The following is an 11,344-nucleotide window of genomic DNA, read 5'->3' as shown; positions in this document are numbered from 1 at the left end:
GTACCCATCCCGAACACGATGGTTAAGACCCAAGCGGCCGATGGTACTGCACTGGAGACGGTGTGGGAGAGCAGGTGGCCGCCAGGTTAAGAAAGAAGAGAGACAGAAGTCAGAAGGAAGCTTCAGAATCATGAATCTGAAGCGCCAGCCGACTAACGCACGAAAGGGTCGTGCGGAGTCTTCAGGAATAGATACAGGCAAAGATGAGCAACAACTTATCGCCGCCAACCCAATCAGCAGGGCAGTGCTGTTATGATACTACGCTGGTTTTAGGTTTACCAGTGATTAGAGGTTTGAAGGAGATTCAGATTTCTAATGACTGATAAACATCAGTCAAGTGTCTTACATTGCACCTCAAGAACTANCACGCTATAAAACAAAATATTTTCAGGCAGACAGATGCAAGCATCCGCTGCAAAAAATATTTGTTTTGCAATGTACCTTGAAAACCGCATATAAGAAATATCTAAATGATAACTGTTCAGCCGACCATCTCGATTACGACCAAAGGTCTTCATCTCGATGTGGCTGAGCGCCAAATACAGATTTCATCAAATGTCTGAATACAAGCAAGCTTGTACAGACACATGATTCATCTGTGCTTGGCTGAACAGTTAATCAAATCAAGACATCCGAGGTAAATGTTATTTACAGACATTTAACTGAGATTCGAGAAAACGAATAGAAAAAACAAACCTATTACCAACGCATGCAACGCTATGCATGTGTCGATATGGGGACAACCCGTTCCCTGTATCTGTTGGTTATGCTAGAAAGAGCGCAGGGTGGATGCCTTGGCACTAAGAGCCGATGAAAGACGTGATAAGCTGCGAAAAGCTTCGGGGAGGAGCAAATATCCAACGATCCGGAGATCTCTGAATGGGGAAACCCGGCTGAGGAAACCTCAGTCATCCATACGCCAATCCATAACGTATGGAAGGGAACCCGGTGAACTGAAACATCTAAGTAGCCGGAGGAAGAGAAAGAAACATCGATTCCCAAAGTAGCGGCGAGCGAAATGGGAAGAGCCCAAACCGGGATGCGAGCATCCCGGGGTTCGGACCGCGGAAGTGATTCAACAAGTTTAGCAGAATGGTTTTGGGAAAGCCAGCCAGAGAGGGTGAAAGCCCCGTAAGCGAAAGACGAGTTGACATGGCGGGATCCAGAGTACCACGAGACACGAGAAACCTTGTGGGAAAGAGCGGGGACCACCCCGTAAGGCTAAATACTCCTTAGTGACCGATAGCGCATAGTACTGTGAAGGAAAGGTGAAAAGGACCCCGGGAGGGGAGTGAAAGAGAACCTGAAACCCTGTGTTTACAAGCTGTGGAAGAACTTTATAGGTTCAACCGCGTACTTTTTGTAGAACGGTCCGGCGAGTTGCGCTGGCTGGCGAGGTTAAGCACGAAAGGTGTGGAGCCGAAGGGAAACCAAGTCTTAATAGGGCGAGAAGTCAGACGGAGCAGACCCGAAACCGGGTGACCTATCCATGTCCAGGCTGAAGCTGCCGTAAAAGGCAATGGAGGGCCGAACCCACATCCGTTGAAAAGGGTGGGGATGAGGTGTGGATAGGGGAGAAATTCCAATCGAACCCGGAGATAGCTGGTTCTCCTCGAAATAGCTTTAGGGCTAGCCTCATAAAAGTCTTGCGGAGGTAGAGCACTGAATTTCCTAGGGGGCGTCAAAGCTTACCGAAGAATATCAAACTCCGAATGCCGCGTAGATGATTTATGGGAGTCAGACTGCACGAGATAAGTTGGGCAGTCGAAAGGGAAAGAGCCCAGACCTGCAGCTAAGGTCCCAAAATGTGTGTTAAGTGGAAAAGGATGTGGGATTTCAAAGACAACCAGGATGTTGGCTTAGAAGCAGCCATACATTAAAAGAGTGCGTAATAGCTCACTGGTCGAGAGGTCCTGCGCCGAAAATGTCCGGGGCTGAAACACACTACCGAAGCTCAGGAATCAGAACATGATTGGTAGAGGAGCATTGCATACGGGAAGAAGCAGTACCGATAAGGAGCTGTGGACTGTATGGAAGAGAGAATGCCGGAATGAGTAGCGAGAGGAAGGTGGGAATCCTTCCGGCCGAATATCTAAGGTTTCCAGAGTAAAGCTGATCTGCTCTGGGTAAGTCGGGGCCTAAGGCGAGGTCGAAAGACGTAGTCGATGGACAACAGGTTGAAATTCCTGTACCACGTATATACAGAACTGTGGGGACGCAGTGAGAGAGCACAACCGGGAATGGAAAGCCCGGGGCAAGCGNGAAGAGTGTGAGCTAACTGCCAAGAAAAGCCGCTATTGTTATATACGTGCCCGTACCGTAAACCGACACAGGTGGATGAGGAGAGAATCCTAAGGCCGACGGGAGAAGCATTGTTAAGGAACTCGGCAAAATGACTCCGTAACTTCGGGAGAAGGAGTGCCAGTGAGAGCTGGCCGCAGAGAATAGGCCCAAGCAACTGTTTAGCAAAAACACAGGTCTATGCAAAACCGAAAGGTGAAGTATATGGGCTGACGCCTGCCCGGTGCTGGAAGGTTAAGGGGAGAGGTTAGCCGCAAGGCGAAGCTTTGAACTTAAGCCCCAGTAAACGGCGGCCGTAACTATAACGGTCCTAAGGTAGCGAAATTCCTTGTCGGGTAAGTTCCGACCCGCACGAAAGGCGTAATGATTTGGGCACTGTCTCAACAATGCACCCGGTGAAATTGAAATACCAGTGAAGATGCTGGTTACCTGCGCCAGGACGGAAAGACCCCATGGAGCTTTACTCCAGCTTGATACTGGGATTCGATATTGCATGTACAGGATAGGTGGGAGGCTAAGAAATGGAGACGCCAGTCTTCATGGAGCCGCTGTTGGGATACCACTCTTGCAGTATTGGGTTTCTAACCAGCAGCCGTGAACCGGCTGGGGGACAATGTCAGGTGGGGAGTTTGACTGGGGCGGTCGCCTCCGAAAGGGTATCGGAGGCGCTCAAAGGTTCCCTCAGAATGGTTGGAAACCATTCGGAGAGTGCAAAGGCAGAAGGGAGCTTGACTGCGACACCGACGGGTGGAGCAGGTACGAAAGTAGGACTTAGTGATCCGGTGGTATAAAGTGGGATTGCCATCGCTCAACGGATAAAAGCTACCCTGGGGATAACAGGCTTATCACTCCCAAGAGTTCACATCGACGGAGTGGTTTGGCACCTCGATGTCGGCTCATCGCATCCTGGGGCTGAAGTAGGTCCCAAGGGTTGGGCTGTTCGCCCATTAAAGCGGTACGCGAGCTGGGTTCAGAACGTCGTGAGACAGTTCGGTCCCTATCCGGCGTGGGCGTAGGATATTTGAGAGGAGCTGTCCTTAGTACGAGAGGACCGGGATGGACCGGCCGCTGGTGAATCTGTTGTTCCGCCAGGAGCATGGCAGAGTAGCCAAGCCGGGAAGGGATAAACGCTGAAGGCATCTAAGCGTGAAGCCCCCCTCAAGATGAGATATCCCTACGTAAAGTAGTAAGACCCCTTGAAGACGACGAGGTAGATAGGGCAGAGGTGGAAGCATGGTAACATGTGGAGCTGACTGTTACTAATCGGTCGAGGGCATAACCAAAGCAAGGTGGATAGGAAAAAGATGGATTGAAAAGTATTTCTTATATGCAGTTTTGAAGGTACATGAAAAAGTCCTTGCAATTACGGTTGTAAAGGGCTATAATTAAATAGTGATAATCCTCGATAGCTCAATGGTAGAGCACACGGCTGTTAACCGTGGGGTTGTTGGTTCGAGCCCAACTCGGGGAGTTTAAGAAAAGCTTGTAAACATTGATGTTTACAGGTTTTTTTATATAACAGGAAATTCATTACAGAAATCAAAGCCCTGACTTGGAGAGAAACCTATGACATTACAACAATTAAAATATATTGTTACAGTAGCTTCAAAAGGAACAATTAGTGAGGCCGCAAAAGAATTATATATTGCTCAACCAAGTTTGACATCGGCAATTAAAGAATTGGAATCCGAGTTAGGAATTACAATCTTTAATCGAACCAATAAAGGGGTCATACTTTCCGTTGAGGGAGAGGAATTTTTAGGATATGCACGTCAGGTAATCGAGCAGACGAATCTGATTAAAGAAAAATATTCTGGAAAGTCTTCCGGCAAGCATCAATTTTGTGTATCTACGCAGCATTATTCTTTTGCAGTGGAGGCGTTTGTGGAATTGCTGCGGCAATACGGTGGAGAAGAATATGAATTTCGTCTGCGGGAGACACAGACCTATGATATTATTGAGGATGTAGCGAGACTTCGCAGCGAGGTAGGTTTACTGTATCTTAATAAATTTAATGAAACAATTCTCCGGAAAACAATCCGGGCTAATGATTTGAAATTTCAACCATTATTTATAGCAAAACCGCATGTTTTTGTCAGTTCCGCCAGTCCGCTTGCAAATAAGATTGCAATTTCATTAGATGATCTTGCGCCATATCCTCGACTTTCCTATGAACAAGGGGAGCATAATTCATTTTATTTTTCAGAAGAAATTTTGAGTACACTGGAATGCAAAAAGGAAATTGTGGTGTGTGACCGTGCGACATTGTTCAATTTATTAATTGGGTTAAATGGCTATACCATCTGCAGTGGCGTTATCAGCGAGGAATTAAATGGAAAAAACATTGTAGCTGTTCCGCTGCTGGTAGATGATTATATGGAGATCGGCTATATTACACATAACAAAATTCTGCCCGGGCGGTTCGCAAATTTATATATTGAATCGCTAAAACGGCATACACAGGGGCTTTAAAAAGAAGAAAGGTAAAAATACTGCGATTTGCCATAGATTGAAGCTATGGCGAATCGCAGATTTTTAGTATTTTACATATTTTATAAATAAGGATATGCTTAAGCAGTAAAATAAAATGTGAATAGGAGAGAAGAAAAATTATGAGCAAAGTACGAGCACCGTTTCGATATGATATTGTAGGAAGTTTTTTGCGTAAGGAGGAGTTGAAACAGGCAAGAGAGCAGTATGCGTCAGGGAATTTATCTGCAGATGCATTAAAGAAAGTTGAAGAAGAGAGTATCTGTTCGCTGGTTGAGAAGGAGAAGGCAGTTGGCTTGCAGGCTGTAACAGATGGGGAATACCGTCGGGCATTCTGGCATCTGGATTTCCTTTGGGAACTGTCGGGCGTGGAAAAAGTAGAGGTGGAACATTTTTCTATTGCTTTTGAAGGACATCAGCCCAAGAGCCAGACATTGAAAATTGTAGACAAGATTGATTTTCCGTTGGATCATCCGTTTTTAGAACATTTCCGGTTTTTGAAAGAGATTGCGGGTGATGTGACGGCAAAACAATGTATCCCATCCCCGTCTATGCTGCATTTGATCTGCTGTGTAAGAGCAGAAAATTATGAACCGATTGCACGGTATGTAAATGAGGATGATTTGTTGAATGATATTGCGGCGGCATATCAAAAAGCAATTCGTGCATTTTATCATGCGGGCTGCCGATATCTTCAATTCGATGATACTTCATGGGGAGAATTTTGCTCTGCTGAAAAGCGTGAAGCCTATGCCGCCCGTGGAATTGATTTAAATCTTTTGGCAGAAAAATATGTAAAGATGATAAACAAAGCATTGGAAGCAAAACCGGAAGACATGGTCATCACTATGCATATTTGCCGGGGGAATTTTCGATCCACCTGGTTTACGTCCGGCGGCTATGAACCGATTGCAGAGACACTGTTCGGCGGATGCAATGTGGATGGATTTTTTCTTGAATATGACAGTGAAAGAGCCGGCGGATTTGAGCCTTTGCGCTTTATCAAAAACCAGAAGGTTGTGCTTGGGTTGATTACTTCTAAAAGTCCGGAACTTGAAGACAAAGACGAGGTTATCGCTCGTATCCATGAAGCAGAAAAGTATGTTCCTTTGGAACAACTTGCTCTTAGTCCGCAGTGTGGATTTGCGTCTACAGAAGAAGGCAATCTCCTGACAGAAGAAGAACAGTGGGCCAAACTTACATTGGTAAAGGAAATTGCGGAAAAAGTATGGGGATAATTACTGCATTTTACGATAAAGAGGATAAGAATGAATATTAAGGATTTTAATGTTTTTAATACGGTGGCGGAGGAAGGGAATTTAACGAAAGCTTCCCGGCTTTTATATATGACGCCGCAGGGAATCAGTAAAGTTATCAAGAATCTGGAAAAGGAATGTGACTGTGAATTGTTCTTGAGAACCGGAAATGGAATGGAACTTTCGGAATGTGGAAAGCATTTCCGCGAATATGCAGAGCTGATGGAGCAAGAATATAAAAAAATGCGTCTGGAGATTACGCATATTAAACAGAAAGAAAAAGGCGTGGTTGACCTTATATCTGCTTATGGAATCCTGCGTCATGTGACGCCGGAGTGTATCGTGGATTTTAAGAAAAAATATCCGGAAATTGAATTTCATTATCGGGAATGTCCGGACAAGCAGGCGGAGCGCTGGTTTCAGGCAGGGGAAGGGAATGTAGCATTTTCATTGGCGGACTGCAGTGAGGAATTGTATGATGTGTCCGTATTAGGGTCGTTTCCTATAAAATTGCTAGTTAATGAGAAGCATCCGCTAAGCAGGAGAAAAGAAGTATCCATTGGAGACCTGGAAGGGGAGCCTATGTATATAGAGAGCAGAGAATTTAAAATCTATGATCAGATTGTAAATCGATGCAGGAAGGCTGGTTTTGAGCCTAATATTGTGTTTGAGACCAGCGGGTTCAGCCTGTGCCACAAAATGGTTAAGGAAAATAAGGGAATCTCTGTGACTGTAGATTTTATTTCGGATGACATGCGTCGGGAAGGAGATGGAACGGTTCTGATTCCATTTTCTGATGGAGCGTACGAATGGAAAATCTGTATGCTCACGCGAAAGGGAGATACACCGGGGAATGGTGTAGAACTGTTTCAGCGGCATGTGAAAGAATGGTTGGATATGATAAAAGAAGGAGCCATCACGAGATAGTTGAAAATAAAAAACAGAAAGTTGATAAAATGTCGGAAATTCTACTTTTTATACAAAGCTGAAGAGAAAATCCCGGCATTTTTTTGTGTGTATATTCCATATATAGAAATAGATAATATGATTATTCAAAATGAAAATAAGAAAAAAGTGTTTTTCGCTGTTAAAATGGAGAAAAGAATTCATTTCAGATGAAGGAGGAAATAACAATGAATGTGAAACAGGAAGTTAGTGTAAAAAAAATAGCGAAGGATGCCGAAGAGTACTATCGCGGCGGATATTTCTGCTGTGAGGCAGTTATGGCTTCTGTCAGGGATAATTTTGAATTGGATGTGCCGAAGGAAGTTATCGCAATGTCTTCCGGTATGGCGGTGGGCGCAGGCCGCTCCGGTTGTATGTGCGGAGCTTTAAATGGAGGAATTCTTGCTTTGGGGCTGTTTTTCGGGCGTACGGAACAGAATGGACCGAAGGATCCGAAGGTTGTAAAATGTATGGAGCTGGTAAACGAACTGCATAGCTGGTTTAAGGTAGCAAATAAAAAGAATTCTGTCTGTTGCCGTGTCCTGACAAAGGAATTTGATATGGGAAAGGGTGAACACAAAGAGCAGTGCATCTATTTCACAGGACTTTGTGCAGGAAAAGTGGCAGAAATTGTTGTGCGTGAGCTGGGGCTTACGAATTTGGACGAGCAGGAAGCATAGAGTGACAGGAGTGAAAAAATGAGAGATAAGATTAAAAAAGTACCGATACCACTTTGTGGGGTTATGTTAGGCCTTGCGACCCTGGGCAATCTGCTGCAGAGCTATTCAGAGGGCGTGCGTTATGTTTGTGGAATTGCTGCAGCATTCCTTCTATTATTGATACTTTTAAAATTGATTATGTTTCCGCAGATGATTAAGGAGGATTTAAAAAATCCGATTATGGCAAGTGTGGCGGGAACATTTCCTATGGCATTGATGCTGCTTAGCACATATGTTAAGCCATTTATCGGAACAGCGGCCTTTGTTATCTGGATTGCAGCGATTGCACTGCATATTGTGCTGATTATCTGGTTTACCGCAAAATTTATTGTAAATCTGAAGCTGCCGAAGGTGTTTGCGAGTTATTACATTGTATATGTGGGAATTGCTGTGGCTGCGGTTACGGCGCCGGCGTATAATCAGACAGGAATCGGGACGGCCGCGTTCTGGTTTGGGCTGGTTACATTAGTGATTCTCCTGGTGTTGGTAACGACCAGGTATGTAAAATGCAGAGAAGTGCCGGAACCGGCAAAGCCATTGATTTGTATTTATGCGGCTCCCATGAGCCTTTGTATTGCGGGCTATGTGCAGTCAGTGACGCCAAAGTCAAGAAGCTTTTTACTTGCCATGTTTGCTGTAGCGTCCGTGCTTTACATATTTTCGCTGGTTCAGGCAGTAAAGTGCCTGCAGCTTAAATTTTACCCAAGTTACGCGTCATTTACCTTCCCATTTGCTATCAGTGCAGTTGCAGCGAAGCAGACGATGGCATGCTGCGCCAATATGGGACAGCCCTTACCCTGGCTGCAAACAGTTGTGTTGATAGAAACAATTATAGCAGTTGTATTGGTAGTGTATACCTTTATCAGGTTTATGGGATTTATTTTCGGGGGAAAATAAGGAAAATGATTCTGTCCGGTACTACTTGTATGAAAATCTTCTTCATATTATAATAACGGTAAATATGGAGAAGATTTGGGGCAGAAACGGATATGAAGACAAAAGAGAAGCAGAGATATCGGAATGAAAAACAGAGCAGTATGCGGAGGGTTGTCACAGGAATTATTCTTTTCGCATCTGCTTTTTGTTTGCTTTATGCCACAGCAAATGTGGAAGGAATGGCACAGTGGTATACCACGCATATTTATCCTATAATTGTAGGGAGTGTGGGGAGGGTGTTTGGCTGGGTTCCCTTTTCCGTGTCAGAAATAGGGTTATATTTTCTTGTCTTACTCTTTGCGGTCTGTCTGGTTCGTTTGGTAATTCAGTTGCTAAGAAAGAAATGGGGACGTAAAGAGGCAGTTCGTTTATTGTCACGGATTTTTTTAACAGCATCCATACTGTTTCTGCTATATGCCTTGAATTGCGGGATTAATTACTACCGTCAGTCTTTTTCGGAGAGTATAGGGCTGGTTACGGATACCTATACGGTAAATGAATTGAAAGAGGTCTGTGAGCGGCTGACAGAAGATGTGAATGCACGGGCAGAACTGGTGGAGAGAGACGGCAATGGTATTATGCGGCTGGATGGCAGTGAAAAGGAAGAGGCCGTCCGGGCGATGGAAGCATTAGGTAAGATTTACCCGGAACTGTCCGGATATTATCCGGAGCCGAAAGGACTGCTTCAGTCGGAAATCCTGTCGATTCAGAATCTGACGGGAGTTTATTCACCATTTACCGTAGAAGCCAATTATAATAGTGATATGACGGATTATAACATTCCTTTTACGATTTGCCATGAACTGTCCCATCTCAGAGGCTTTATGCAGGAAGAAGAGGCGAACTTTATTGCCTGGCTTGCCTGCATGGAATCTGATGACACGGCATTTCAGTACAGCGGAAGCATGCTGGGATGGATTCAGTGTATGAATGTCCTGCGGGATGCAGATATAGAAGGCTGGCGGGAAGTGCGCGCCGGATTATCCGGTTCGGCAGAAGCTGATTTGCGGGCGAACAGTGATTTCTGGGCAAAATATAAAGGAAAGGTAGCAGAAGTGGCGGATATGGTAAATGACAACTATCTCAAGGCAAATGGGCAGGCGGATGGCGTGAAAAGCTATAACAGGATGGTGGATCTTCTGGTGGCGTATTATAGGGAAGGATAGCAAGGAGGATGTATATGAAGAGAGACGAGTTAATTTCCTGTTTTCAGGATACACAGAGAATATCGAACGGAACAATGCTGCGTGATGCAACAGAGAGGGCCAGAAAATCAAACAGGGTTTACAGAGAAGTCTTTGAGGCTGAAGAAGTAAAATTTTGTAATAGAACAAAGATTATAGTGGAAGAGAACACCACCTTTGCGGCAGCGGCAAAGTATAAAAGCTTCGGGAAAACGGCTGTTTTAAATTTTGCGAATCCCGTAAATCCGGGTGGCGGAGTCGTAAATGGAGCGATGGCGCAGGAAGAATGCCTGTGCCGCAGCAGTAACCTGTATCCCTGCCTTACGGATGCCAATGTGTTTGAAGATTACTATGGTTACCACAGACGCCGGAATGATTACCTTTCTACAGACAGGTTAATCTATACAAGTAATGTCACGGTTTTTAAAACCGATGATGCCCTTCCGCAGATGATGGACAGGGAAAAGTGGTTCGCGGTTGATGTGATTACCTGCGCTGCTCCGTACACAGCCAATCTGCGCATAGGAGAAGAGGAACTGAAAAGGGTTTTCAGGAACAGAGTGAAAAATATTTTCGAGGCTGCTATTGACAATGATGTGGAAGTACTTATTCTGGGAGCGTTTGGATGTGGAGCATTTAAGAATCCGCCGGATATTGTCGCAAGGGCGTTCTATGAGGTGATACAGGAATATGAATATCACACCATATTTAAAATGATTGTATTTGCCATTAAGAGTACGGTAAAAGGTAATCAGACTGGGATGTGTCCCAATATCAGGGCTTTTAATTGGTGTTTTAAAAAGAAATTCTCTATTCTGGGAGATTCCATCAGTACGTTGGAGGGCTATAACCCGCATGGCTATCGTGTTTTTCATGAAGGGCAGACCTGCCAAAGAACAGGAGTAAGCAGAATAGAAAATACCTGGTGGGGTAAAGTAATCCATGCGTTAGACGGAGAATTGCTGGTAAATAATTCCTGGTCCGGAAGCCGGGTAACAAAGGTTCCCGGACAGAGAGGGTTGTTTCCTTCCGGCTGTAGTGATGAGAGGACGGGAGGGCTTCATACGAATAATGTCAATCCGGATGTCATTCTTGTGTATCTGGGAACGAATGACTGGGCTTTCGGGGCAGATCCGGAAGAGTTTGAAGCCGCTTATAATCTGATGCTGCAAAAATTGAGAGCAAATTATGCAAAGAGTGAAATCTGGTGCTGTACACTTTGTGAGACAAAGATGTCTGCGAATCCGGCGTTTAAATTTCCACGTGCATATGGAGGAACGGATATAGGGATATTTAATGAGATAATTAGAAAAAAGGCGGAGCGGTATAGATGCGGGCTGATAGACTTTGCCAAGTTCCATTTGCCGTATGATTCTGTTGATGGGACGCATCCCAATGCAGATGGAATGCGTATGCTGGCAGAGATGGCACGGACGGAATTGTTGTAAAAAAGTGGTATAAAAAAGGTGAAAAAATACTTGCAAAAAGGTGGGGATTGTGATAATATAATATT

At 44.8% G+C, this 11,344-nt stretch carries 7 protein-coding genes, 1 tRNA gene and 2 rRNA genes; all 10 read left to right on the top strand.

Annotation, left to right across the window (positions count from 1 at the left end):
- Positions 1-87 (top strand): 5S ribosomal RNA (gene rrf / locus OCV99_RS18480); the annotation flags it as partial.
- 675 nt (positions 88-762) lie between these two features.
- A 23S ribosomal RNA gene (locus tag OCV99_RS07180) occupies positions 763-3,584 on the top strand.
- 116 nt (positions 3,585-3,700) lie between these two features.
- Positions 3,701-3,772, top strand: a tRNA-Asn gene (locus OCV99_RS07175).
- 95 nt (positions 3,773-3,867) lie between these two features.
- The gene (locus OCV99_RS07170) at positions 3,868-4,773 is read left to right on the top strand and encodes a LysR family transcriptional regulator (RefSeq protein ID WP_158369414.1); all 906 of its coding nucleotides are present in this window, start codon (positions 3,868-3,870) and stop codon (positions 4,771-4,773) included.
- 140 nt (positions 4,774-4,913) lie between these two features.
- Positions 4,914-6,029, top strand: a complete 1,116-nt coding sequence (locus tag OCV99_RS07165; protein ID WP_158369413.1) for a 5-methyltetrahydropteroyltriglutamate--homocysteine S-methyltransferase — start codon at positions 4,914-4,916, stop codon at positions 6,027-6,029.
- A gap of 30 nt (positions 6,030-6,059) precedes the next feature.
- Positions 6,060-6,974, top strand: a complete 915-nt coding sequence (locus tag OCV99_RS07160; RefSeq protein ID WP_158369412.1) for a LysR family transcriptional regulator — start codon at positions 6,060-6,062, stop codon at positions 6,972-6,974.
- A 206-nt stretch (positions 6,975-7,180) separates the two neighbouring features.
- A complete protein-coding gene (locus tag OCV99_RS07155) occupies positions 7,181-7,672 on the top strand; it encodes a C-GCAxxG-C-C family protein (RefSeq protein WP_158369411.1) in 492 nt (163 codons plus the stop codon).
- Positions 7,673-7,690: 18 nt separating this feature from the next.
- A complete protein-coding gene (locus OCV99_RS07150) occupies positions 7,691-8,608 on the top strand; it encodes a TDT family transporter (RefSeq protein ID WP_158369410.1) in 918 nt (305 codons plus the stop codon).
- 92 nt (positions 8,609-8,700) lie between these two features.
- Positions 8,701-9,813 (top strand): DUF3810 domain-containing protein, encoded by a 1,113-nt coding sequence (locus tag OCV99_RS07145; protein ID WP_158369409.1) that lies wholly within the window; start codon positions 8,701-8,703, stop codon positions 9,811-9,813.
- A gap of 14 nt (positions 9,814-9,827) precedes the next feature.
- Entirely contained in the window at positions 9,828-11,279 is a 1,452-nt protein-coding gene (locus OCV99_RS07140) for a TIGR02452 family protein (protein ID WP_262575120.1), read from the top strand.
- Positions 11,280-11,344: the final 65 nt, after the last annotated feature.

This window comes from Dorea acetigenes, from assembly GCF_025567385.1.
In the GTDB taxonomy this organism is placed as follows: domain Bacteria; phylum Bacillota; class Clostridia; order Lachnospirales; family Lachnospiraceae; genus Claveliimonas; species Claveliimonas acetigenes.
This window is presented reverse-complemented; position numbering and strand designations above follow the sequence as displayed.

What these genes read in the sequence shown, in the direction of transcription:
- OCV99_RS07170 (WP_158369414.1), top strand. Translation starts at nt 3,868, where the DNA reads ATGACATTACAACAATTAAAATATATTGTTACAGTAGCTTCAAAAGGA.
- OCV99_RS07165 (WP_158369413.1), top strand. Translation starts at nt 4,914, where the DNA reads ATGAGCAAAGTACGAGCACCGTTTCGATATGATATTGTAGGAAGTTTT.
- OCV99_RS07160 (WP_158369412.1), top strand. Translation starts at nt 6,060, where the DNA reads ATGAATATTAAGGATTTTAATGTTTTTAATACGGTGGCGGAGGAAGGG.
- OCV99_RS07155 (WP_158369411.1), top strand. Translation starts at nt 7,181, where the DNA reads ATGAATGTGAAACAGGAAGTTAGTGTAAAAAAAATAGCGAAGGATGCC.
- OCV99_RS07150 (WP_158369410.1), top strand. Translation starts at nt 7,691, where the DNA reads ATGAGAGATAAGATTAAAAAAGTACCGATACCACTTTGTGGGGTTATG.
- OCV99_RS07145 (WP_158369409.1), top strand. Translation starts at nt 8,701, where the DNA reads ATGAAGACAAAAGAGAAGCAGAGATATCGGAATGAAAAACAGAGCAGT.
- OCV99_RS07140 (WP_262575120.1), top strand. Translation starts at nt 9,828, where the DNA reads ATGAAGAGAGACGAGTTAATTTCCTGTTTTCAGGATACACAGAGAATA.